General features: G+C 46.4%; 25 protein-coding genes and 1 pseudogene. 5 read left to right on the plus strand and 21 right to left on the minus strand.

Features of this window, described 5'->3' with window-relative positions:
- Positions 1 to 107 precede the first annotated feature (107 nt).
- Positions 108 to 836, plus strand: coding sequence for a Bax inhibitor-1 family protein (locus QUB11_RS01405; RefSeq protein ID WP_333199331.1), 729 nt, complete (start codon positions 108 to 110; stop codon positions 834 to 836).
- 632 nt (positions 837 to 1,468) lie between these two features.
- Entirely contained in the window at positions 1,469 to 3,052 is a 1,584-nt protein-coding gene (locus tag QUB11_RS01410) for a tetratricopeptide repeat protein (RefSeq protein ID WP_333389462.1), read from the plus strand.
- Positions 3,053 to 3,143: 91 nt separating this feature from the next.
- Here the strand turns inward: QUB11_RS01410 and QUB11_RS01415 are convergent, their stop codons facing one another.
- Entirely contained in the window at positions 3,144 to 3,890 is a 747-nt protein-coding gene (locus QUB11_RS01415; RefSeq protein ID WP_333389464.1) for a Uma2 family endonuclease, read from the minus strand.
- Between the two features lie 223 nt (positions 3,891 to 4,113).
- Here QUB11_RS01415 and prfB point away from each other — a divergent pair.
- Together prfB and rpsU are read left to right on the plus strand one after the other, a co-directional pair.
- Positions 4,114 to 5,230, plus strand: a protein-coding gene (gene prfB, locus QUB11_RS01420; RefSeq protein ID WP_333389466.1) for a peptide chain release factor 2 whose coding sequence is annotated in 2 segments (ribosomal slippage) — positions 4,114 to 4,185 and positions 4,187 to 5,230 — 1,116 coding nt in all. Because the reading frame shifts where the segments join, the coding sequence is not laid out codon by codon here.
- Positions 5,231 to 5,502: 272 nt separating this feature from the next.
- Positions 5,503 to 5,697, plus strand: a complete 195-nt coding sequence (rpsU, locus tag QUB11_RS01425) for a 30S ribosomal protein S21 (protein ID WP_006632476.1) — start codon at positions 5,503 to 5,505, stop codon at positions 5,695 to 5,697.
- 11 nt (positions 5,698 to 5,708) lie between these two features.
- Here rpsU and QUB11_RS01430 read toward each other — a convergent pair whose 3' ends face one another.
- The 20 genes and pseudogenes from QUB11_RS01430 to QUB11_RS01525 form a co-directional block, all read right to left on the minus strand.
- Entirely contained in the window at positions 5,709 to 7,169 is a 1,461-nt protein-coding gene (locus QUB11_RS01430; RefSeq protein ID WP_333389468.1) for an AtzE family amidohydrolase, read from the minus strand.
- Positions 7,170 to 7,183: 14 nt separating this feature from the next.
- On the minus strand, positions 7,184 to 7,360 hold the full coding sequence (locus QUB11_RS01435) for a DUF4089 domain-containing protein (RefSeq protein ID WP_333123882.1): 177 nt from the start codon (positions 7,358 to 7,360) through the stop codon (positions 7,184 to 7,186).
- A 59-nt stretch (positions 7,361 to 7,419) separates the two neighbouring features.
- Positions 7,420 to 7,860, minus strand: a complete 441-nt coding sequence (locus QUB11_RS01440) for a KGK domain-containing protein (RefSeq protein ID WP_333199345.1) — start codon at positions 7,858 to 7,860, stop codon at positions 7,420 to 7,422.
- 94 nt (positions 7,861 to 7,954) lie between these two features.
- Positions 7,955 to 8,407: a hypothetical protein gene (locus QUB11_RS01445; RefSeq protein ID WP_333199347.1), complete on the minus strand. Its 453-nt coding sequence runs from the start codon at positions 8,405 to 8,407 to the stop codon at positions 7,955 to 7,957.
- 11 nt (positions 8,408 to 8,418) lie between these two features.
- A complete protein-coding gene (locus QUB11_RS01450; protein ID WP_333199349.1) occupies positions 8,419 to 8,727 on the minus strand; it encodes a hypothetical protein in 309 nt (102 codons plus the stop codon).
- 84 nt (positions 8,728 to 8,811) lie between these two features.
- Positions 8,812 to 9,264, minus strand: coding sequence for a hypothetical protein (locus QUB11_RS01455; protein ID WP_333199351.1), 453 nt, complete (start codon positions 9,262 to 9,264; stop codon positions 8,812 to 8,814).
- Positions 9,265 to 9,275: 11 nt separating this feature from the next.
- The gene (locus QUB11_RS01460; RefSeq protein ID WP_333199352.1) at positions 9,276 to 9,584 is read right to left on the minus strand and encodes a hypothetical protein; all 309 of its coding nucleotides are present in this window, start codon (positions 9,582 to 9,584) and stop codon (positions 9,276 to 9,278) included.
- Positions 9,585 to 9,610: 26 nt separating this feature from the next.
- Positions 9,611 to 10,669 carry a cytosine deaminase gene (gene codA / locus QUB11_RS01465; protein WP_333199354.1) on the minus strand — a complete coding sequence of 353 codons (1,059 nt, stop codon included), beginning with the start codon at positions 10,667 to 10,669 and terminating at the stop codon, positions 9,611 to 9,613.
- Positions 10,670 to 10,689: 20 nt separating this feature from the next.
- Complete coding sequence (locus tag QUB11_RS01470; protein WP_333199356.1) at positions 10,690 to 11,028, minus strand: hypothetical protein; 339 nt, start codon at positions 11,026 to 11,028, stop codon at positions 10,690 to 10,692.
- Between the two features lie 193 nt (positions 11,029 to 11,221).
- Complete coding sequence (locus QUB11_RS01475; protein ID WP_333199358.1) at positions 11,222 to 11,713, minus strand: ureidoglycolate lyase; 492 nt, start codon at positions 11,711 to 11,713, stop codon at positions 11,222 to 11,224.
- A 99-nt stretch (positions 11,714 to 11,812) separates the two neighbouring features.
- Positions 11,813 to 13,351, minus strand: coding sequence for a cobyrinate a,c-diamide synthase (locus tag QUB11_RS01480; protein WP_333199360.1), 1,539 nt, complete (start codon positions 13,349 to 13,351; stop codon positions 11,813 to 11,815).
- A gap of 335 nt (positions 13,352 to 13,686) precedes the next feature.
- The gene (gene opcA, locus QUB11_RS01485) at positions 13,687 to 15,051 is read right to left on the minus strand and encodes a glucose-6-phosphate dehydrogenase assembly protein OpcA (protein WP_333199362.1); all 1,365 of its coding nucleotides are present in this window, start codon (positions 15,049 to 15,051) and stop codon (positions 13,687 to 13,689) included.
- Between the two features lie 157 nt (positions 15,052 to 15,208).
- Positions 15,209 to 16,738 (minus strand): glucose-6-phosphate dehydrogenase, encoded by a 1,530-nt coding sequence (gene zwf, locus QUB11_RS01490; RefSeq protein WP_333199363.1) that lies wholly within the window; start codon positions 16,736 to 16,738, stop codon positions 15,209 to 15,211.
- 4 nt (positions 16,739 to 16,742) lie between these two features.
- Positions 16,743 to 18,143 carry an RNA-guided endonuclease IscB gene (gene iscB / locus QUB11_RS01495; RefSeq protein ID WP_333199366.1) on the minus strand — a complete coding sequence of 467 codons (1,401 nt, stop codon included), beginning with the start codon at positions 18,141 to 18,143 and terminating at the stop codon, positions 16,743 to 16,745.
- Positions 18,144 to 18,541: 398 nt separating this feature from the next.
- Positions 18,542 to 19,696, minus strand: coding sequence for a transaldolase (gene tal, locus QUB11_RS01500; protein ID WP_333199367.1), 1,155 nt, complete (start codon positions 19,694 to 19,696; stop codon positions 18,542 to 18,544).
- Between the two features lie 171 nt (positions 19,697 to 19,867).
- On the minus strand, positions 19,868 to 20,941 hold the full coding sequence (gene fbp / locus QUB11_RS01505) for a class 1 fructose-bisphosphatase (RefSeq protein WP_333199369.1): 1,074 nt from the start codon (positions 20,939 to 20,941) through the stop codon (positions 19,868 to 19,870).
- Between the two features lie 366 nt (positions 20,942 to 21,307).
- A pseudogene (locus tag QUB11_RS01510) lies at positions 21,308 to 21,427 on the minus strand (IS630 family transposase); the annotation flags it as partial.
- A gap of 69 nt (positions 21,428 to 21,496) precedes the next feature.
- Positions 21,497 to 22,273, minus strand: coding sequence for an IS66 family transposase (locus tag QUB11_RS01515; RefSeq protein ID WP_333389470.1), 777 nt, complete (start codon positions 22,271 to 22,273; stop codon positions 21,497 to 21,499).
- A gap of 55 nt (positions 22,274 to 22,328) precedes the next feature.
- Positions 22,329 to 22,730, minus strand: a complete 402-nt coding sequence (locus QUB11_RS01520; protein WP_333199372.1) for a hypothetical protein — start codon at positions 22,728 to 22,730, stop codon at positions 22,329 to 22,331.
- A 158-nt stretch (positions 22,731 to 22,888) separates the two neighbouring features.
- Positions 22,889 to 23,146, minus strand: a complete 258-nt coding sequence (locus QUB11_RS01525) for a hypothetical protein (protein ID WP_333199374.1) — start codon at positions 23,144 to 23,146, stop codon at positions 22,889 to 22,891.
- A gap of 85 nt (positions 23,147 to 23,231) precedes the next feature.
- Here QUB11_RS01525 and QUB11_RS01530 point away from each other — a divergent pair, with 85 nt between their 5' ends.
- Complete coding sequence (locus tag QUB11_RS01530; RefSeq protein WP_333389472.1) at positions 23,232 to 23,540, plus strand: hypothetical protein; 309 nt, start codon at positions 23,232 to 23,234, stop codon at positions 23,538 to 23,540.
- Positions 23,541 to 24,255: the final 715 nt, after the last annotated feature.

Raw genomic sequence — 24,255 nt, forward strand, 5'->3', positions numbered from 1 at the left:
CACCCCCCTTCTTTATCAAATCTTTAAACTCTTTCAGGTTTTGCAAACAAACTGTAAAGCTGTCAAAATAGAGATAGCAATTCTCAGCCAAAATTAGGTAAATCCTCGTGAGTAACACTAGCAATTTCCGCGAAGCCGTGCGCGAGGCTAAAAACCACGCGCTAGTAGGCCCCAACGTCATCTCCAACGCTCTCCCCTTCGTGGGCGGCGGACTTGTCTTAACTGCTGTCGGCACCTACGGGGGCCTCGGAGTGATCCGCAACTATCCGGGGATCTTCTTTCCCACCTTCATTGCTGCGATCGTCGTAGAATTAATTCTATTCTTCGTCGCCCGCGCCGCCGCCGAACAAGGCAACAAAAATACCGCTTTGCCCCTGCTGGCAACCTACAGCCTGCTTTCCGGCTACACCCTCAGCGGGTTGGTGTCTGTAGCCCTCAGAAGCGAAGGCGTCGGCATCGCCGGTATTGGTTTTGCTGCACTTGGATGTGGCATTACTTTTATCGCCGCCCGCCAAATTGGCTCCAACCTTTCTGAACAAGACGGCATGGCCCTCACCAAAACTATAAGTTTAGGTGTCATTGCTTTGTTAGTCGTCGTTGGCGGTCAGTTTCTGCTCTCTCTCTTTGGCGTCTACACCCCAACTTGGTTGGAAATTGGCATTTCTGGCATCGGCGTTTTTATATTTGCCGGCGCTGCGATCGTCGATTTTTACATATTACCCCGCAGCTACCGCGACGACCAGTATTTGCCCGCTGCTCTGTCGATGTACTTGACCTACATCAACTTGTTCATCTTTATTCTGCGCTTGCTGATTGCTCTCAACGGCCGCGATTAAGTGAAACTTTAGCTTAAAAAAACCGCGGCTCGATGTCGATCGAGCCGCGGTTTTTGATTAAGATTGGGAATCAAGATAGTCTTGACACTCCCCACGGCCCAAGCCTGGGGATTCTCCAAGCTAAACTTGGAAGGGACAGGCAAAAGTCCCCCTAGACGCTCAAAACAATACCCGTATCAAAGATATTGCAATTGCGCTTACTTTTAGAGTTTTTCTTACTTTCAGAGTCCATCGCACGAGCCAGATAGGTACGCTCCTCACCCTGCCATTATTCGCCCTTTAAGTATTCCGCATCAAAGGCGGATGTCTCCGTTGCCGGGATTTCTCCGCACTAGGATGATTCTTCGCGTAGATGGTTATTCTTACTTGCTGTTTGAATTATATCAAAAACTGAAGGCGGTTGAAACCGCTACCGACTTATCCCCGTGTCTAAAGCCAGGGGCCCGGCGGGCTCGTTCTTCGGTCATCTCGTCCTCTCGTCCTCTGTCCGTCATACAAAAAACTTATATCATGTCCACAGGCGACAGGCATGAGGTATAATTTTACTTTTTAATCACTCTATCCAAGGTCTTGTTATCTAATTCTGTCGATCGCGATTTCAATATTAATCACAAATTAATTGGAGAAAACTCATGTACTTAAAATATGAAGATATCAGGAGAGTCAGCGTAGAAATTACCTCCAGGTGCAATGCAGCTTGTCCCCAGTGTCCCCGCACCGACAACCCGATTTTGCCGGGGGCAGAATTAAAGATGGAGGATATTGAGAGAATTTTCCCACAAGAGTTTTGCTCTCAGTTGGATTTGGTGTATATGTGCGGCAACTACGGCGATGCTATGACTAGCAATACCACAATTCCGGCGATCGAATATTGGCATCGCATGGGAGTTCCTCAAATCGGGCTTTATACTAATGGTAGCGGACGCAATCCCGACTGGTGGCAAGCCCTGGCAAAGGCGATGACAGGAGACAACGACAACGTAACTTTTAGTATCGACGGCTTGGCAGATACTAACAGCATTTACCGCAAAAATACCAACTGGGATAGAATAATGCAGTCGGTTAATGCCTTCATCCAAGCTGGCGGAAAAGCTGTCTGGCACTACTTGATATTTGAACACAACCAGCACCAAGTAGAAGCAGCGCGGGATTTAGCCCAACAACTAGGATTTGTCGAGTTTGTACCGAAAGCTACCTCTCGTTTTGTGGCGAAAGAGATATATGAGAAAGAGTCCGCAAATCAACAGCCTCAGAAGGCAGAAAACTCTCAGGTAGATGCCAAGAGCGATCGCCCCAACCAACCAGCAACAACTAATGCCTCAGCCCCTCAAAATCAAACACAGACGGCTGTTGGGTTGCACCAACAAGCTGAGGACTGTTTGAAACAAGGACAGCTCTCAGAGGCGATCGCAGCCAGCCAACAAGCCCTAAAAATTCAACCTAATTTTGCAGCAGCCTGGAAAACTTTAGGCAATGCTGTTCAAGGTTTGGGGAAGATGCAAGCAGCAGCAGATTGTTACGCAAAGGCACTAAAAATCCAACCTAATTTTCCCGAAGTTTATGCTAATGTCGGCAGTCTTTATGCTCAACAGCAACAGTGGCAGCCCGCTAGTGCTTATTACCAAAAGGCGATCGAGCTTAAACCCAATTTTGCCGGAGCTTATCGCAATTTAGCTAAAGTGTTGACGCAGTTGGGGCAACCAGAAAAAGCCAATTATGCTTGGTATCAAGCTATAGCTATCGAAACCTCTCAAGCACCCGCTCAAACTCAGCCCGTCCCATCAAAGCCAGCCAGCGAAGAACTTCAACCCCCATCGTTGGAACAATATAAAAATCCACAGGGAGACCAATTTATCCAAGCTGTAGAAAAATTTGGTAGCCTAAACAATTACTACCGAAATGTAGAAATTAGCTGCCAAACTCAAGCTAGCAAAGACATTTTTATCAGTTTTGAAGCGGAACTCTGGCCTTGTTGTTGGGTAAGTCATACTAAATACGCTGTTTATAATGATACTTACAGACCGCAGATGCTGGCTTTAATTGAAAAATACGGAGAGGGCTTTAATTCTCTCAGAACTCAATCGGTGAAAGATGCCCTGGAAAGTGATTGGTTTCGCGAAGACCTCACAAAAAGTTTTTCCTGTTCTAAAAGGTTGGACGTATGCGCTCACGAATGCGGTAAAACTTTCAATTCCACAGGTTCGCAGTATATATAAGAAGTCAGTTGACTGTTGACTGTTGACTGTTGACTGTTGACTGTTGTCACAAGATAGAAGGAAGAATGCGGTCAAGCGATCGAATTTCATGTCACGATTCAGGCAGGTTATCGGGATCGATCCCTTGCGATCGCAAATACTCAGCTAGGCGTTCGGCTCGCTGTTGTTGAACCTCAGCTCGTTGTTGTTCTACCCTCAACTGTTCGCGCATCTGCCCCGCCGCTACATCCGGCAGGGGATAGATATTTCCCGACTCGTCGTACCAAACTAGAATTTCTTGCTCGATGCCCCCAATAACTTGCCCAGATCGCCCCATGCCCAGTCCCACTTCTGGCATCCAATAGGGTTCGCCAATCTGCTGGCGATACTGCCCGTCAATCAGCTTGTAGGCTTCAAACGGTTGATGGCGATCGCGCCGCCAAAATTCGGGGTTGTAAATAATGTAGTATAAAACCCCTAACCCGGCATAAATCGACATTTTATCGTCGTATTCCCCACCGGGTTTGTGAGACACCATTTCCAATGCTACGATCGGCACAACCTCGTTTTCTTCCCAGACAGCATAGCTGCGGCGAGATTTGCCCCCTTTTCGGCGCTCCACCCCCAAACTGAGAAACCCGTCGGGGACGACAGGCACTTTGGGACTTATTCCTGTAGTGTGATACACCGCCATATCCACCCCAAAGTACCAATCCATGCGAGCCGACCAAATACCGGTCAGGACAAACAACAATAGGTTCGGCAGCAGATTCTGGTCTTCGTTATCCACAGGGGTATCGTCCGAACAGGGCAGGTCTTCGGTGGACGGCAAGCTGAATTTTAGTTCTGGGGAAATCATGGCAGTTAACTTCCATCGAGCTCGTTAACCTGATTTTAGATTCTAGCAACTTTTTGGGAATTTTGATTTTTTAAGGCGGTAAAGTTTTGAACTCAACGGCTTTGCAGTATATCTAAGCAGGAAGGCACAACACGGATTTGGACACGGATACACGGATTAATTGCTGAAATGTCGAAATTTCAGCTAAAATCGACAAGACACCCCACAACTAGGAGAACTAACAGTGGAAGTTCTAGACATCAAACACAACATCGAAACATTGTGCGATCGACTGGGTACAACCCAGGACTATCTTTGACATCCCCGCACTTACAGCCAAAATTCAAGACTTAGAGCAAATCTGCGCCCAACCAGCATTTTGGGACGACCAAGATAGAGCTCAAGAAACCCTCCAAGAACTTAATGACTTCAAATCTCATTTAGACCAATATCGCGGCTGGCAAACTAGCTTGGCAGATGCTAAAGCTATTTTAGAACTGCTGGAGTTAGAAGCCGACGAGTCCCTGTTCCAAGAAGCCTCATCAAGTCTTTCTCGGTTAACCCGCGAACTCGACCAGTGGGAACTGCAACAATTACTATCCGGGCCCTACGACGAAGGCGGCGCCGTTTTGACGATTAACGCCGGGGCCGGCGGCACAGATGCTCAAGATTGGGCCGAAATGCTGCTGCGGATGTACACCCGCTGGGGGGAAAGTCAAGGTTACAAAGTACATTTAATGGAAATTTCCGAGGGAGAGGAAGCAGGTGTTAAATCTGCTTCTTTGGAAATTGTCGGCCGCTACGCTTACGGTTATATGCGATCGGAAAAAGGCACTCACCGCTTGGTCAGAATTTCGCCTTTTAATGCTAATGACAAGCGTCAAACCAGTTTTGCAGGCGTTGAAGTGATGCCAATTCTCGATCGATCCGTCAAGTTGGACATTCCCGAAAAGGATTTGGAAATCACGACTTCCCGCGCGGGCGGCAAGGGCGGGCAAAATGTTAACAAGGTGGAAACCGCAGTCCGCATCGTGCACCTTCCTACCGGTTTGGCTGTCCGCTGCACCGAAGAACGCAGTCAGTTGCAAAATAAGGAAAAAGCTTTGGCATTACTCAAGGCTAGGCTGTTGGTAGTTGCTAAGGAACAGCGGGCTTCGGAAATTGCCGAGATTCGCGGCGATATGGTGGAGGCGGCTTGGGGCAACCAAATTCGCAATTATGTTTTTCACCCATACCAAATGGTCAAGGATTTGCGTACTGGAGTGGAAACAACCGCCATCGCAGATGTGATGAACGGCGAATTAGACCCGTTTATTCAAGCTTACCTGCGGCAGGAAAATCAGTTGGTCAGTAGTCAGTAGTCAGTAGTCAGTTGACAGTAGTCAGTAGTCAGTAGTCAGTAGTCAATGAGGACTTCAGTCCGCAAAAAAGCAGGACTTGCATTCCTCACTACGAAAATTTTGGTTTGTAGTGAGGACTTCAGTCCGCAAAAAAGAAGGACTGAAGTCCTCACTACGAACCAATTTTCTGGTATGATTTTGGGGTTTTGACCGATCGCCCGACCTCCAACAGGTCGCGCGGTCAAAAAGCTTGATATGATAAAACTTGATCTGACAAACACTAAGGAGAAATAATGACCCAAGTTGTAATAGGCGAAAATGAAGGGATTGAGTCAGCCCTGCGACGGTTTAAGCGACAAGTTTCTAAAGCGGGTATTTTCCCCGACATGAGAAAGCACCGCCACTTTGAAACCCCGTTGGAAAAGCAGAAGCGCAAAGCTATTGCCAGAAGGACTAAGAGACGCTTCCACCGCAACAACAAACCCTAGAATTATTAGCACTAAATTGATTCGGCAGATATAATGCCTTGCGATTCTAGTACCGCAGCGACTCGGAGAATCACCGCTTCGCTGTAGGGAGCACCAATAATTTGTACCCCCAAGGGCAAAGCGCCGGGCCGCTGTACGGGCACGCAAAGAACGGGCAAGCCAATAAATGATAGGGGTTGGGTGAACAGTCCGAGATTGGGACGCACTCTTGTTTCTTGTCCGGCTATTACCATTTTCTCGACGCCAATTTCAGGGGCAGCTATCGGGGTGACGGGTGCGAGGATGATGTCTGTTTGTTGGAATATTTCGCGAATTCGATCGCGGTACCACTGTCTGAATCTCTGCGCTTGCAAGTACCAAGTCGCAGGGATCAGGGTTCCCGCTAAAAATCGATCGCGCGTCGCCGGATCGAAGTCTTGAGGGCGCGATCGTAAATTGTCTAAATGCAAGTTTCCGCCCTCGCAGGCGGTAATGATAAACGCCGCAGCCCTGGCGCGATCGGATTCCGGTATGGTGACAGTTGCAAGCCCCCCTATTTTTGGGGGGTTTGTTGTTTTTTCTGTGCCTTTACCACAATCCAAGACATTTGTCAAGGCTTTAGCAACTATTTCTACAGCATCCATTGCTTCCGGTTCGGCCCCTGTGGCGAAATACCCGTCAGCAACAGCAATTCGCAATCCTTCGATGCCTTGATTTAACTGCGGCGAACAAAGTTCAGGCGGGCGTTGAGTGCAAACTGGGTCACGAGAATCAGGGCCTTGCAGGATATCGTACAGCAGCGCCATATCCCTGATCGAGCGCCCAAACGGCCCCACACAATCCAAACTACTCGAAAATAAAAAAGCGCCAGCCCTTGACAAACGGCCGTAAGTAGGCTTAAACCCAAAGACACCGCACAAAGCAGCCGGTACGCGGATGGAACCGTTAGTATCAGAACCGAGGGTGATGGGTACAAAACCGGCGGCGACTGCTGCTGCGGAACCGCCGCTGGAACCGCCGGCGATGCGCGCAGTATCGCGGGGATTGCGAGTCGGCCCGTAGTGGCTGTTTTCCGTGACGAAACCGTAGGCGTACTCATCCATGTTGAGCGTACCTACAAGCACAGCCCCGGCTTGTTTTAGTCGGGCGACCACGGCCGCGTCCTGGGTAGCCGGAGGATTGTCAGCGTTGATTTTTGACCCTGCTAGGGTAGTAATTCCGCCGATGTCGTACAGGTTTTTGACAGCGAAGGGAACGCCTGCTAAAGGGCCTGGGTTTTGGTTATTTGCGATCGAATTATCTATATTTTCGGCTGCTGCGAGTGCGCTTGATTCAGTGATTGCAGTAAAGCAATTGAGGACGTTATCTCGATCGGCAATTCGTTCTAATGCCGCAGTCACAACCGCTGTCGCTGTAATTTTACCACTTTTAACCGCTGATGCTGTGGCGACTGCATCCGCTTGTGCTAAAAATTTACGTTCCTCTGCGTTCATCTGCGGTTCAAAATCTAAGGTTCAAATACCGGCGCGACTTCTACTTCTGGGGGTAAGGGGAATTCAGTAACGAGTCGGGCGATCGCAGCTATTCTCTCGAAGTTTACCACAACACCGGGGCGGTGTTCCGGGTCTAAGGGTAAGTTTATCAGTTCGGCGGTGCGATCGACATATTCTTCTATATTTGTCATTTTTTTCTTGCTAGCCTTGGAGTGCGATCGATTATTGTATTGTAAGGGCGATCGGGCTGTCAGTTATTATTGCTCAGTTTTTTGTATTCCTCAGATTGTCTGATATCATCTAAAGGAGATTTTGGCTCTAGTGGTTCATCAGGACAAAACTTTATAGATGTCTGCGTTTCCCCAGACTTTATGTTTTTATTAACTTCGATTTGAACCTTTCCTTTTTGCCAACCCTTGGAACCAATTTTGATAATTTGACAATCGATTCCTTCTTCATGCGATTTCCAGTTTATCTCGCCTACACTAATTATTGTTTCTGGGTTAATCTTTAGCTCTCTCATCCAATCCCTTATGTATTGTCCATTTGCGGGAATCCCCAGGATCTCACTCAACTTGCTACCCGATAGCTCTTTAAACTTTCGTACCAGAAAAGTTGTTTGACCGAATAACAAAACATCATCATCGCCTACTGCCTCATAGTTTTTATTGGATTCAATTTTATCGTTCATTTTTTTTCAAAATTCGGGTTATTCCTCTTTGATACCATTTCAATATCTCTGAGTCAAGGTGGTAAAGAAACAATTTGCGATCGCACTTTTCCACTCAAACACTAACAGTTTCCCGCAACTTCTCAACTGCAACATCCAGCGGAGGCAAAGCAAAATCCTCAGCATCCATCAATTCCTTAACCTTCTCAAAAATCTCAACCTCCGCCTCTTCTTGGTCTGTCAGCTTATCATAAAAATAAGGGTCAGTAAACCACTGTTCAAACGCTATCATTAACAAGCCATTGGGTGAAAGGTCAAACCGCCAATACTTAGAAATTCTGCTGTCAACCACTTCAAACATCGGCGCCGGATTATGGATGGGATAATAGCTATAATTATCATTGCAGATGTAGTACCAAATAGTCCCTTTCCATTCTCGGATAGCATAAACAACATATTCCTTGCCTATAGTTAGCGGTAACTCAACCTTTCTAGTGTAACCGCGTGGCGGATCTATATATTCTTCAGGAAGAGATTCACCAGTCTTAGCAATACAACGAATTTTCATAACTTGATTACCTACAGATTTTTAGGGGCTGTTTTGGGATACTGTCGCTTGAACTTAAACTCCACATCTTGAAGAGTCTGACTGTTCCGAAACCAATGGACTTGTACGGAAGCTCCATTAATTTCAAAAGCCTCAATACTTGTCATTTTATCCCAATCTTCAGCATTCCCGCCATAAACAGCAATAAGTCTCCGTGCATCGCCCAACAGTCTATCTGTACCGCAATGAATGACTATGCAATTACCAGCCTTAGCATCTTCCAGGAGCAATTGCTCCGGCAAATTTCTCGGACTCTCATCGGGAATAGCACCTTGATTCATAGTTTAACAGTTGCAGATGTTATTTGTCAAAAAGCTGTTTGAATCAACGGCAAAAGACTAAATTTACCTTCCCACTTTCTCAACTCAAACACTGACACTTTCCCGCAACTTCTCAACTGCAACATCCAGCGGAGGCAAAGCAAAATCCTCAGCATCCATCAATTCCTTAACCTTCTCAAAAACCTCAACCTCTGCCTCTTCCTGATCCGTCAGCTTATCATAAAAATAAGGGTCAGTAAACCACTGCTCAAAAGCAATCTCTAACCGCCCATTCGGTGCTAGTTCAAACCGCCAATACTTAGAAACTCTACTATCAACCACCTCAAACAGCGGTGCAGGATTCTGCATGGGATAATAGGTGTAGTTATCGTCACAGATATAGTACCAAACATTACCCTGCGATTGGTAAAGAGCGTAGACAACATATTCTTTGCCAAGCGTTAGCGGAAATTCCACTTCTTTCGTAAAATAGAACTCAGGCTTGAGGTAACTTTCAGGGAGAGCATTACCTGTATTGGCAATACAGCGAATTTTCATGTTTTTTATAACTACAGATTTTTTAGTGTAGTTTTAGGATATGTACGTTTGAATTTAAACTCAACAGTTTGGGCAGTCTCGTTATTTCTGAACCAATGTACTTCAACAACTGCTCCCTCAATTACTGCGGTTTGGGAACTAACCATTTTAACCCAATCACCGACTTTGCCCCCGTAATTAGCGACCAATCGGGGAGCATCTCCCAACGGCTTATCTGCACTGCCTAGAATTCGTTTGCCGACGCTAGCTTTAGCATCTTGCAACAGAAGTTGCTCCGGCAAATTTCTCGGACTCTCATCGGGAATAGCACCTTGATTCACAATTTAACAGCTTCAAATATTGTTTGTCAAATACCATAAAAACTAATTTTAGCAGGTTCAGTTTCCGCCAGCAACTTTCCCCGCGAAATCACATAGCGAACCGCAGCGCGCATCCTAATTGCATCATAACAATCCTCAGCGTCCAACACAATCAAATTAGCAGGTTTCCCCGCCTCTATCCCATAATTATCATCTCCCAGATTGAGAGTTTTAGCACCGTTGACAGTGACCATATCAAAACAAGCTGCAATCTCAGCCATTCCCGTCATCTGACAAACATGAACCGCCATATGAGCGACATCCAACATATTTCCCGTACCTAAACTATACCAAGGATCTTGCACACAGTCGTGGCCAAAACTCACATTCAATCCCTGCTGCCACAACTCCTTAACTCGCGTCACCCCACGGCGTTTGGGATAAGTATCAGCGCGGCCTTGCAGGGTGATATTAATTAAAGGATTGGCGATGAAATTAATTCGCGATTTGGCCAAACTTCCCATCAGCTTAAAAGCATAAGCATTGTTGTAAGAACCGAAAGCCGTCGTGTGGCTTGCAGTCACCCGCGAACCAGCCCCGCTTCTAATCGCACAAGCCGCTACAACCTCCAAAAATCTCGACTGTTCATCATCGATTTCATCGCAGTGAACATCTATTAATCTATGGTATTTTTCAGCAAGTTCAAAAATTCGCTCAACCGACTTCACCCCATCTTCCCGCGTCAACTCATAATGCGGAATCCCGCCCACAGCATCCGCACCCATATCCAGAGATTTCTCTAAGAGTTTGTCATTTTCTGGACTTCCGTAAATCCCGTCTTGAGGAAAAGCCACAACTTGCAGAGTCATCCAATCTTTGACTTGTTCACGAACTTCCAAAAGTCCTTGCAAAGCAGTCAGCGTCGGTTCGCTAACATCAGCGTGACTCCTGACAAACAAAATCCCTTGAGACGCTTGCAGCTTTAAAGTTTCTACAGCCCGTTTTTTGACATCATCCAGAGTTAAACATTGCTTGCGTTCCCCCCAGATTTGAATACCCTCGAACAAAGTGCCGCTTTCATTCCATCGCGGTTCCCCCGCAGTCAATCGATTTTAGATTTTAGATTTTAGATTTTAGATTTTAGACTGAAGCATTGACCCCACGGATAAATTCGGGGGGCAAGTTTCATCGGATACAGGTTTTTATTTCTCCACCGATGAATCCGGGGGCTTGTATCCTGGATGCTTTCAGTCAAAGCCGAATCGAGATGAATGTGCGAATCCACAAAAGGAGGACTAACTAAATTGCCTTGAATGTCGATTTCGCGTTCGCCAAGTTCTGATACCCGATGCGAAACGGCGACTATTTGGTCATCCTCGATAGCAATATCAACCGTTGGGCGATCATCGCCCGCACCTAACAAACGACATTCGCGCAGAACAATGCTATACTTTTGCTCAGGCATGACAATTGCAGCTATTTTAATACTTGTAAACTTTATCCTTCCTAGTTGCGATTGGGCCTAGTGATTCCAAAATAATTCCCCAATCACTTGCGAACCCCCTCCTTCTCCTCCTCTGCGTCCTCTGCGCCCTCTGCGGTTAAAAAATCTTACTCAAAAATCACCAAAAAGAAAGCGCAACTACAAATCGCCAACATCAGACAATCTCAAACTCCAGATTGTGATTTTTCACAAAATCAAAAGTAAAATGGTCAACCACATTAGTATCGCTCAATTCCAGATTGTAAAAATCAACAAAATCCGCATCAAAATACGGCCCAGCGTGCCAAGTCCCCACATCTAACTTAATAAAACAATTGCCCGGAATCCGAAAAGCAGCCATATCCTCTAAACTCGGTTTATCGCTATCCCCAGGAGGCGCAACCGCCATCAACCAATCCTTCCCATCCAAAGAACCCAAACACTGAGTACATTCAACGTGCCGCGTAATTTTGCGAAACTTGCGACCTTCCTTATGGAGCCGCATAATGTAAAATCTAGGAACACCATTTTGCAAATTTAACTGAGCATCCTCAGCATCGAAAGACTTGCCATCAACAGCCGTAAAGATAACTTGACCGTAACTCCGAAAATTCTCCCGTGTCACCCATTGGGCAAACAACTGCTTAGTCGAAATTGATTCGCTCATAAATCCCAACACCCCCTCCCTGCTTTCCATCAAAAGCATTTTAATACAGTAACTCCTCTCTCTTCTCTTCTCTGTGCCCTCTGTGCCCTCTGCGGTTAATTAAATAAAAAAATCCAGTTCGCTTTCTCGATCGCCCAAAACACCCTTACAATCAAACTCAGCACACTGCTGCAAAAAACGAGCCGGAATATCAGGCCGAGCACCCCAATGCAAATGCAAATAAGAAGCGTGTACCTGACAAACTCCCCAACCTTCAGCAACCGCCTCAACCTCCCCCCGCTTCCCATACCTCCAACTGTGATAAACTGGATTACTCGGTTCAACAGTTAAATGCGATCGATGAAACTCATGTCCCCAAACCTCATCAAAAGCAGTTAACACCAAACTATCCCTCACCGCCACCGCTTCTCGGTATCCCAGCGTCAAACGCTTTCCCATCGCAGCAGCAGTTTCCAACACACCCACCCCTGGCCAAGAATTGCCATCGAAGTCTACAATAGAATCGCACAAATACATCAAACCGCCGCACTCCGCATAAGTCGGCATTCCCGAAAAAATCGCACTTCTTACCGCATCCCGAATTAAAACATTACCGCTCAATTTTTGAGCAAACACTTCGGGAAAACCACCACCAAAATATAACCCTTGCACATTGTCAGGAAAAACCGAGTCATCAAGAGGACTCCAAAACACCAACTGGGCACCCAACTCTTCCAACAAATCAAGATTGTCCTGATAGTAAAAATTAAAAGCCCGATCGCGCGCAACCGCAATCCTCACTCCAAATTGTTTTCCCAAACAGTTGACAACATCATTTTTTTGAGTTACAATTCCCGAAGGGAGACTGTGCCTACCCGAAAGTTGCTCAGACCCCTCACCCCCCCCATTTCGAGTTGCAGCCAACAAAGGCAAAAGTTGCTCCCAGTCAAAACTAACAGCAGCCAAATCAGCCAGTTTATCGATCGCAGCATGAAGATTCGGCAACTCCTCAGCAGGAATCAGCCCCAAATGTCGATCGGGAATAGTAACAGCCTCATCCCTACGCAAAACGCCCAAAATAGGTAAATTGATCGGTTTGAGAGCATCTTGAAGCAGTTCCAAATGTCGATCGCTCGCCACCCGATTCAGCACCAAACCAGCGAATTTAAGGTCAGGGTTAAAAGAACGAAAACCGTGGGCGATCGCAGCCACAGAACCAGAGAGCCTGCTGCAATCTATCACAAACAATACCGGCAAATTCAGCAAATAAGCCACATGAGCCGTAGAAGCAAAGGAAAAATCATAATTGCCTTCTTCTTTTCGATAATTAATCCCTGTATCCGTGTCGTGCCTTTGTGATTCCTGATTCCTTCGACTCACTCCATCAAATAGTCCCATCACCCCTTCAACTAAGGCATAATCGACATCTTGAATATGACGATAAAAACACTTTTTTACATAAGATTCAGACGTTAATACCGGGTCTAAATTCCGACAGGGGCGACCAGTAACAAAAGCATGAAACATCGGGTCAATGTAATCCGGGCCTACCTTAAAAGACTGAACATTCAAGCCGCGACGGATTAAAAAAGCTAAAAGGGCGATCGTCACAGTAGTCTTTCCCGCACCGCTGCGTTCGCCAGCAATTACTAAAGCCATAGTTCTAGGTTATTCACAAAAAATACATATTTAACGAACCGCGAAGACGCGTTAGGCGAAGCCGCGCGTAAGCGCTAGGGCGCGAAGGAAGAATGAGAAGAAGAGAGGTAATTTAGTGGCTTTTGGGAAGTAATTTAGAGTTTTGAGTTAAATAACAGGATTAATTCAAAACTCCTAACTTAAAATTCATAACTCCTAAAAAAGTAGGGCAGACATTGCCTGCCCCACTGAATATTAACTCAATCCGTCTTGCTTATTCCTTTCTCCTTTCTCCTGATTCCATCCATCCGTTACATCCGTTACATCCGCTACACAATCCGTTGCCGAACTTCTTTTTACCGCTTAGCCAACTTCAGCATTTGAGCCGTCACTGCCAAACTTTCTTCGTAAAGCACATCTCGGCCCCAACTCTGCAAGTGCTGGCCCAGCAACTGTTCCGTCACCTGATCGAACAGAGGACTCACCTGGTTAAACCGATCGGTTTGAGCGCCGCCCTTCGTTTCCATCCGCATACAGCCACCCGCTTCCGAACACAGCACTGTACCGCAGTCAGCCTTCTCGTTCGTAGAATTCAAACGCAGAGCAATCAAATCGCCCGCGACATCGCCCGAATCAGCAGTAGGAATAGCAGCCAACTCGGCTTCGACAACGCGTTCGTCCGGCCCGGCGAATTTAATTCGCTTGATGTGGTAATCGCCCTCTTCCTGTTTGAAAGCAACAGGACGCCACTGAAGCCGACTCGCCAGCCAACCCAAATACATCAGCGCTTGCGTAGAATTGTCCTGTTCGTAATCGATCGTCACCCGATCAATTTCCCGAATCGCAGCGCGACGTTCCGGGGCGTCAAAAGCCTCAGCAGCCAACTCCTGCCACGCGGCCAGCCGGCGCCAATTGAGATCCGCGATCGGAATTCCCTCCTCGATCAGACTTTGCATCAACAGCAATTCCGCTTCACACTCGGCAAAGCTGCTAGAGTCAACAATCACAGAACTGCTAACTGCCGCCAGCCGCTGGAACAAACCTCGATCGGCATCAGGATTCGCCTTCCACCACAGCAGCGTCGGCAAATCAGCGATAGTCAACGCCGTCACGATGCCGCTCACCCGTTCCAAAGCAGCTTCCGTACCGCGCAGCGTAATGTACTCGCAGCAGATCAGATTGCCACTGGTGCGCTTGTGAACCGGACAATAAGCAGCCACTTGAGCCTGCACGCCCGTATCTTCCCCCGCCGTCGGACACAGAGCAATAATCCGGCAGGGATTGGCAGCCACGATCGCGTCAGCCACGCCCGAACCCCCCGAACCCAAACCACTCGATCCCATCTCCTCGCCATTGGAATTTTTGCGAGCCACTTCTTCCCGCAAAGTCGCCAGCAATTCAGCGTTAGCTTTGCCAGTTCTCGGCAGTCCGTAAGCTTTTTGAGCAGCCCTGATGCTAGATGCCGTCATCGGCCCGGTAATACCGTCCACCGGCCCGTCGTAAAACCCTAGATCCGCCAATAACCGCTGAGTTTCTTCGGGTTCGTAGACTACAAAAGTAAAAGTTGTTGCCCTACTAGCGATCGGAAAATCGCCCTTCGACCCCGATTCTCTGTAACTTTCCCAAATTTGACTCAATTCGGCCTCTATTTGGTCGATCGACACATCTTTAGGACTTTGTAGCGAAACCAGAGGCGGAGCTTTCATCGGTGTCATCGTCATCGGTTTTTTCTCCTTTGTCAGTTTTTAGTCATCAGTGATTGGTCATTAGTTCAGTAGTCCTGGAGATCAGAAAATTTTAGACCCTAGTTTAAGCTCTCAGATTCATCTGTCCAGTAAATCTAAAATCTAAAATCTAAAATCTAAAATCGACTGACTCTTAAAGTCTGCGCCACTTGCGGCCATCTCTGTTAATTAGCAGTTCTGCTTCCGCAGGTTCCCAAGTACCCGCTTCGTATTTAGGAACCAAATCTTGGTCGTTGGACGATTCCCAAGCCATCAACGCCGGCGTTACCACCCGCCAAGCTTCTTCCACTTCATCAGAACGGGTAAACAAAGTTTGGTCGCCCAGCATACAATCAATTAACAGGCGATCGTAAGCATCCGAAGATGTCACCCCAAAGGAAGAACCGTAACTGAAATCCATATCCACCGTCCGCGTCCGCAAATCCGGCCCCGGCATTTTCGCCTCAAACCTCAGCGAAATCCCCTCGTTCGGATGCACGCGCATAGTCAAAACGTTAGGAGTAGTTTGTTGGGCCGCGGACTGAAAGATTAGCAGCGGAACTTCGCGGAACTGAATCGCAATTTCGCTAACTTTTTTCGGCAACCGTTTGCCGGTTCGCAGGTAAAAAGGCACTCCCTGCCAGCGCCAGTTGTCAATCATAAACTTCATGGCCACAAAAGTCGGCGTTGTCGAGTTGGGAGCCACCCCCGGTTCTTCGTGATACCCCGGCACCTGTTTGCCCTTCATCCAACCTGCGGAATATTGACCGCGAATCGCTGAGAACTCTAAGTTATTCAAATCTGCCAAGCGAGTTGCTTGCAGAACTTTCATCTTTTCGGTGCGGATGCTGTCAGCGTCGAGCGAGTTCGGCGGTTCCATCGCCGTCAGACAGAAAATCTGCATCAAGTGGTTTTGCAGCATATCCCGCAACGCCCCAGAGGATTCGTAGTAACCGGCCCGGTCTTCTACGCCTACTGTTTCTGCAACTGTAATTTGTACGTGATCGACAAATTGCCGATTCCACAGCGGTTCAAAAATCGCGTTAGCAAACCGGAACACCATTAAATTCTGAACAGTTTCTTTACCCAAATAGTGGTCGATCCGGTAAACTTGCTGTTCTTGGCAAACCTTCTGCACGACTCGGTTAAGAGCTTTTGCTGAACTCAAGTCGCGGCCGAAGGGTTTTTCAATTACTAAGCGGTGTTTTACTGGATCGACTAGCATTTGAGCCGCGCCCAGTTGCCTAATTGCTTCTGGGAAAAAGTTCGGGGAAACCGACAGATAAAATATGTGATTGCCGCGAGTTCTCCTTTCTTCGTCGAGTTCGGCTAAGAAAGCTTTGAGTTTTTCATAGCTTTCGGGGTTGTCAATGTCGCCCGGACAGTAGTACAAACCTTTAGCGAAATCTTGCCAAAATTCTTCATTGCCAATGCCGCCGCCAAATTCTTCAATGCCTTCGCGCATTTGCTCTCGGAAGTAATCGTGACTCCAAGGGCGGCGGGCAACTCCCACCACGGTAGTTTCCGGTGGCAAGCGTCGATCGCGCTTCATCTGATAAATTGCAGGTACCAGTTTGCGCTGGGTGAGATCCCCAGAAGCTCCGAAGATGACCAGAATTTGTGGTTCCGGCACTCGTTCTTTTCGCAAACCTACCCGCAGCGGGTTTTCAAGAATTGTGACCATGTTTCTATTTTGCTCCTTCTAAAGCTGACAGCCGCGCTAATACGGCTTGATAATTAGCAGTTATAGCGTTCGGCAACGAAATCTTGGAGTATTTCGGAGTATTTCTTAGTATTTCGCAGTCTGAGAATGCGTATCCATAACCATCATTCCTGTAAACGAAATGTACATCTTTCATGGTTGAAAAGCTGATTCGGTTCCCGTTGATGAGAACTTCACAACCGTTCTTGTTTGGGGTTTTCACCCGTGCGGTGTAGATTCCTGCTTTCACCTTTTTTCTATCCTTGTTGATCGAAACCTTGACAATATCGCCAGCACTGACATGATGAAACACATCTTTCGCCCTCTTGACTGCCGGGAATCCTGATGCGTTGACGCGCCGTGCTTGACGGTTCCCATGTCCTTTACAGGTAACAAGTAAAGGTTGATGGGTTCGCAAATTGATCGACTGCCCTGATTCCCCAATACAGGCGGCATCAATGCTGTGAGCCTTTTCTAACCCCTGAGAGCATCGGTTATATTTCGTTCTCCCACCCGTCCAGCATTTGACCGAATCACATAATCCTTTCGCCATTCGCACAATTGCGTAACGAGTCGCGTTGACTGCTGCCGCATCCTTCAAAGGTTGCTTTACTTGTTTGAGAATTCGATCTAGGGTGCTCGGCTTTTGTAATAAAAAATCTCTGATGTCTCGATCGCCTTTCGCCTGATTACAAGCATGGCAAGCCAATGTGAGATTAGAAACCCGATCGCTTCCTCCTTTTGATTTTGGATAAATGTGTTCGATTTCTAATGGCACATTCTCAGTGCCACAGTACGCACATTTTCTCTCCCATTTTTGCAACAGATATTCACGCACTTCATAGCCGAATAACGTCCCTTGCTGATACTCTATACCGTTGATTTCAGGATGCTGCAACTTCTGTATATCGAAGCGAACTTGCTCAATTTCAATGCACTCCACGGGGCAATACCGAATCAACCGCTTAATCCACGTCTCAACGGTTAAGACGCGGTGCCGAATGGAAGGTGCTAACCATCCTTCGGGTTTGCGGCGATCTAACCGCTTTTTGCGATACCGCAGATTGCGAGAACGTCTTCCCCGTCTGAATCCTGCCCGTTGCTCCAGGCCTGCTTTAATCGTTTCGCCACGATGCTGCAACTCCATCCTCCACACAATATCTTGACCGCATTGCAAGGCGAATCCGGTGAATTTTGACCCCGGATCTATCTTGATGGAATACAACTTTGTGACAGGATTTTGCACTCGCTCTGGCAAAATCAAAACGTAGGGATATTGGCGAAACACTTTCGCCTTCCCCTTTGATTGAATCTCTCTCGCACGAGCAGGATGAATCAGATCTAATGGCATTTTATCGGTATTCAAAAGAAACACATAATTTGGCATTTCTGCCTTCTCCACATATTGGGTTAAGTTTGCTTCGATCGGCTTGAGGGCTTGTTAATCGGTTTGGTGTTCTACCTTCAGAAACTAGGCGATGTTCCTCCCCTAACCGCTTGGGACTAGCAATCTCTATAGCTGAGAAAATCCCATTAAGGTTGTGACCTTTCAAGCGTCTCCACCTTCCTCAAGGGTGGGATCTGGCGTAGCAGGTAGATTAACTACTGAAGATTCGGGAAGACCCCGAATTACTCTGTTTCTTTGCTACTCATTTCTGCTAGTTGCTCGGCCAGATAGCTAATCTGTGCTTCGTAGTTAGGAATGGAAACTCAGCATTTAGGAACCAAAACAATTATCCATTCCGACTCCTAAATGCTTCTGCCTCTAAGGATACAGATATCACACTAGGCAACGGGTGAGAGCTTCTGCACTTTCTCTTGCAAGGAATCCATCAGGGATTGGAACGGGGTGACGAATTTATCAATCCCGTCCAAGAGCAAGTCTGCCATCACTTGGTCTAAGTTGATGTCGATGTCGGGATCTTTGAGACTTTCGATTAGCGTGTAAGCTTCTGCAACGTTGTTCTCAATCCGGGGTGCGACATCGCAGTGATCGAAACAAGCTTCAACAGTGTTCGGCGGCAAAGTGTTAACGGTGTCGGGGCCGATTAGTTCATCGACGTACATGACATCGCTGTAGTTGGGGTTTTTGGTGCTGGTGGAAGCCCACAGCAAGCGCTGCACTTTCGCTCCTTTGGCTGCTAAAGCTTGCCAGCGATCGCTCGCTACGATCTCTTTATACTTCTGGTAAGCTACCTTCGCATTGGCGATCGCAATTTTCCCCTTCACCGCTTCCAGTTTAGCTTTGGTGGAAATATCTGTGACATTTTTGAGTTTCTCGTCAATCTTGCCATCGATATTGATGTCGATCCGGCTCAAGAAGAAACTGGCAACAGAAGCAATATTGCTCACATCCAAACCTTTAGCCACCCGCGCTTCCAATCCGCGAATGTAAGCCCAGAAGGTTTCGACGTAGCTGTCAACCGAGAACAGTAAAGTCACGTTAACGTTAATTCCTTCGCTGATGACTTGCTCGACTGCGGGCAAACCTTGAGCGGTTCCCGGAATCTTAATCATCACGTTTTCTTTGCCGAGGGCTTGGTAATAGCGTATGGCTTCGCTAATCGTGCTTTCTGTGTCGTTGGCGATCGTCGGTGGCACTTCAATGCTAATGTAGCCGTCCAAACCCTTCGACTCTGCGTAAACGGGGGCGAAGATGTCGCAAGCGTTGCGGATATCTTCAAATACCAGAGATTCGTAAATCTCCATTACAGATTTACCCGCCCGGATGCCCGCTTCGATATCCGCGTCGTAAATCACATTACCCGCGATCGCTTTCTCAAAAATAGCCGGATTAGATGTAATCCCGCGCAGTCCTCGACTTTCAATCATCTGTTTTAGTTCGCCGGACTCGATCAGATCGCGAGTCAAATTGTCCATCCAGATACTTTGGCCAATTTCTTTGATTTCTAACAGGTGATTCGTTGGTGTTGCTGTCATTACTGTAACTCCTACAATTTGATAGCTGTTAATTGGGAATTTAGGATCGGGTCTAAAAGCATTGGGTCTTGCTTAGTTGTTAGTTGTTAGTTGTGATTTTTTGGTTTTAATCACCAATAACTAATGACCAATAACTAATGACTAATTACCAATAACTAATGACTAATGACTTCACTCTTGGACTGTTCTAGGATTGCGCGATCGATCTTGAATAAAAGACTCGACCATCGCTACATTTTCTTTACTGCCGATAATCAAGGGCGATCGCTCGTGCAGCTTGGTCGGCACAACGTCTAAGATGTCTTGAATGCCCGTACTGGCGCGCCCGCCGGCTTGCTCCATCAAAAACGCCAAAGGAGCAGATTCGTAGAGCAAACGCAATTTGCCCTCCGGTTGTTTGACCGTTCCGGGGTACAAAAACACGCCTCCCTGGAATAAAATCCGGTGGAAATCTCCCACCAAAGCCCCGCCGTACCGGGCGGTGTAGCCTTCGCTGCGGTGTACGTAGCGAATGTAGTCTCTCAAAGATTCCTCCCACTGCCAGAAGTTGCCTTCATTAACGCTGTAAATCGGGCCGCGATCGGGAACCTTAATGTTTTCGTTAGCTAGAATAAACTCGCCCAAACTGGGGTCGAGGGTAAAGGAATGAACACCCTGACCGATCGAATAAACCAACATGGTACTGGGGCCGTAGAGTACATAGCCAGCGGCAATTTGTTTGTGTCCATGTTGCAGCAAGTCGGAAGCAGAGCCATCTGCATCGTCCCCCTCTTGCTTGCGGATGCTGAATATGGAGCCTACATTGAGATTGATGTCAAGATTGGAAGAACCGTCTATGGGGTCGTAGAGCAGACTGTAACGCCCGATCGGACAGTTTTCGGGAATGTAGTAGGGTTTTTCCATTTCCTCGGAAGCCAAGCGGCAGACAAGTCCGCTTTGCTGGAAGACCGAGATAAACACTTCATTGGCATAGATATCCATCTTTTTGACGGATTCTCCCTGCACGTTCGTAGCCCCTGTAAACCCCAAGGCATCTGCCATTAATCCGGCTCTGCTGAGTCGCCTCGCGATCAGCTTGGCTGCGAGCCCGATGCGATTCATCAGAGCGCTGAGATCCTGAGCATCTGCTGAAAAGCTGTGAAGTTGCTGGAGTACGTGACGGGATAGAGTAGTGCAATCGCGGTCTAAGGCTTGCACCTGATCGATCGGGCCCAGTCGGGTTTCCCCTGTCGGCGCTTGTACCATGATATTGATAACCTCCCTGTCTTGCTGCTGTGGATTTGGGTTCGATGGAGTCCTTGACACTTGCCCCTAAATCGGCTAAGAGACCGATCGTCCCCCAACTTCTATCTTAGGAAGGGTTTTGCGAAAGGGCGCTAAACTTTAGGTGAATTTTAGATCCGCATCGAAAATTGAGGAGTTCGATCGACTGTTGAGTCGGGAATTGTATTCAAAATCACTAATTTTTTTAATTAACCGCTCTTGACGCTCTTAACCTAGAGGAATAGCAGAAGGAAGAAGGAAGATTGTTGGTAAGCTGTTGCACATTTAAACAGTGATACAAGCATTACCCTTGTTTTGGATTTTTCGCCCCCATTTAATTATTAAATGTCATTCATTTAAGAGGCTATGCAATAAATACTCTAGCTCTTCAAGTGATGTAAAAAATCGATTGACAATATATTCTTTTGTCGATTTTCCTACGAATTCAATTAAGTTATAGTCGGGTCGTATCGGCTCAATAAATAGGGGGAGCAGTTATTCTAGTTGCCAAGACAAGCCCAAGGGATGAAGAGAAGATTATTCGCGAATAATAGTAGAGAGAGAGGGAATAACTCGAAGTTGAGAAATTCGGTCCCGGACATAATCGAAAAAACTGATTCCCAACTGACGAGTAGTAGCAACAAGAGACATAAAAGTATCCCAAGCCCTCGTACCCTCAATCGTTTGAGTTGCATAGCTAATATTACGTCGCTGCACCATAGTTCTGGCAGCTAGCTCAGCCGGATTATTGTGTAAAGGTAATTCAGGATGCTCTAAAACTCTCAGCAACTCCGATACTTTTGTCGCAGTTAATTGTTTGCGCTCATCCAACAATTCATAGCCACTCGGAGTTTCAAAAAGCAGCCGAAATTTAGCCTTTAAAGGCTGTGCAGCTTCGGGACTGGGAGCATCTTTATAAGCTAATAATTCCCGATAATAATCCCAAAAATCTTCGATAAACTGCCCTAAAATTACTTGATGGCAAGGGAATACCGGGCTTAACTTCTTGTAATGCCTTCCCTCGTGTACCCAACATAACGCTCGCTCGGCAGTGATTAACTTGAATTGCGGAGCATCATCACAACAAAGAGTTTGTACGACTGGACAATCTGTTTGCTGATGGTAGAAGGCAATAGCTGCTGCTTCCTTAATCCGGGTCAGTTGTTGAACACCCAGTTTGGGTAGATACTTATTGAGTAGGTGATTAAACTGTGACTCACTCAACACCGTTTCTTGAGGTAATAGCTTGAGAGCATTCTGCCATTTAGTCGGGATTTTGAAGTCCCCAATTAGTGAGAATGTGAGTGGATTCAACAGGAATTCTAGTTCTCGTCCTGGCTGTAATCCTTTCAGGACAGTCAATCTGTCTTTATTCGCTGTTGTAAAGTAGACTGTATATAAAGGGTTGCAGATGATATTGGTAGTATGGTTTACTCCACCTACACGCGCACCAGTTTGGTCGAAGTGTTGCCTGCAGACTACTTGCTAGTCCTGAATCATAAACTTCTTTTTTCTCGGTTTCAAAACCTGAGTGGTTTTTGATTAACAGGTTGGATAAATAACCCGCTGATATAGAAATACCTAGATCTGCTAAAAACTCCAGTAGTTTGCCTTGCGTCATATTGCCACCATAGTACAAACTAATGATTAAGGCTTTGATTCCTGGTCCAAATTCTCCTTCGTAGCCCATTGGTAATTCTGCTACATAAGTTTTTCCGACTGAGGGTGAGTAATATTTCTGTTTGCGGAATAATATGTTGTCGGTTGCCAAGCTGATATCTTGGATGATTACTTGTTCGTATCCTTTAAATTCTGCATCTGCTGGTAGTTGGTATGCAAGGATATTCTAGTATTTCTTCTCGATCTATTTTAATTGTGGCGTTCTTACTGCCTTTGCTGTGCTTTTTTGGGGTTTTTCGTTCTTTCTCGCTATGAGTGCTGGCTTTTGAATCCTTTGGACTTGGCTTTGATGTCTGGTTTTCCTTGCTCTCCCTTCAATCGGTTATTTTCATCTTTTAACCGTTGATTCTCTGACTCCAAGTCTTTGACTTTTAATTCTAATTGCTCTATTAGGTTCAGTAATATCTCTACTGTGTGACGCATGGATTCGTCTGCAATACCTTTTGGGTCGATGGTTTGCAGTATCTTGAAGGATGACTTGTCTTGTGAAATAATCTTTGGCGTCATGTGTCCTATTTTATGACACTTTGTGTACTCTGCTTACTTTTTTTTCTCTCCTACCCCTACTTATTGAGCCGATACAAAATTAACTTTGAGTAAAATATCTGAGTTGCTTTTAGTTTTGGAGCATCCGGAATTACCTTTACATAATAACCCGGCCCAATTAGCTGCTAGAACAATCGTGCAGCGACGAAATATTAGTTATGCAACCCAAACTTGTGAAGGAACTAAGGCGATGGATGTTTTCATGTCTCTGGTGGCGACTACCCGCAAATTAGGAATTAGCTTTTTTGAATATATGCACGACCGTATTTCTTACCTGGGAAATATTCCATCTCTAGGGACGATTATTCGTCAACAATCTTCGGTTTATTCTCTGGGTGTGTCCTGGTCTGATTGAAGAAATTCAAAAAAATATAAAGGCTCTGAATTATTGGCACTTGATTCCTGTAGTAAGTGTCGTATAAACCCACGGTTAATTGTGACTTTAGTGGCTAAAAAAGACTATGACATTCTTGATTTTATGATTAATAATAATATGTCATATTCTACCATGCTGTGCCTAGATTGTGAACCTTATTTTTTTACTGTTACCCCGATTTATTGAGCGGATACATTCCAATCAACTCGGCAGTTGTTTAATCAGTTCTTGACGCTGTTGGCAACTACAGGGAAACGCCAACAGCGACAATGGCATCAATTGCTGTTGGAACAGGTGGCAACTAATTTACTCATGATTCGACCTGAGCGTTCCGAACCTAGAGTCTTGAAACGCAGACCGAAACCGTATCCTCGAATGCAGGAACCTCGCTCTGTCTTGAAATCTAAACGGAGGGCGTGATTGAGACTTTTTCTGTGCCATTGCTCTATAGCCCTTGCCTGCTCAACGATCATCTCTACCAGTTTCTCTGTCGCCAACTGTTTTAAGATTTCACTGTTGTAAGGATTCAGGTCAAAAAAGACTTAAGTGGCGGCATCTGGTAAAATAAAAGAATGAAAAAGCCCGCAGCAACCAGACAGAAGGAAAAAACCGAAATCGAGCAGTTGAGCCAAGCTGAACTGGTAGAAATGGTACTGGGGCTGCAAAAAATCATTGCAGAATTGCAAGAAAAACT

The sequence above is a fragment of the Microcoleus sp. B6-A1 genome (genome assembly GCF_036705085.1).
Taxonomy (GTDB): domain Bacteria; phylum Cyanobacteriota; class Cyanobacteriia; order Cyanobacteriales; family Microcoleaceae; genus Microcoleus.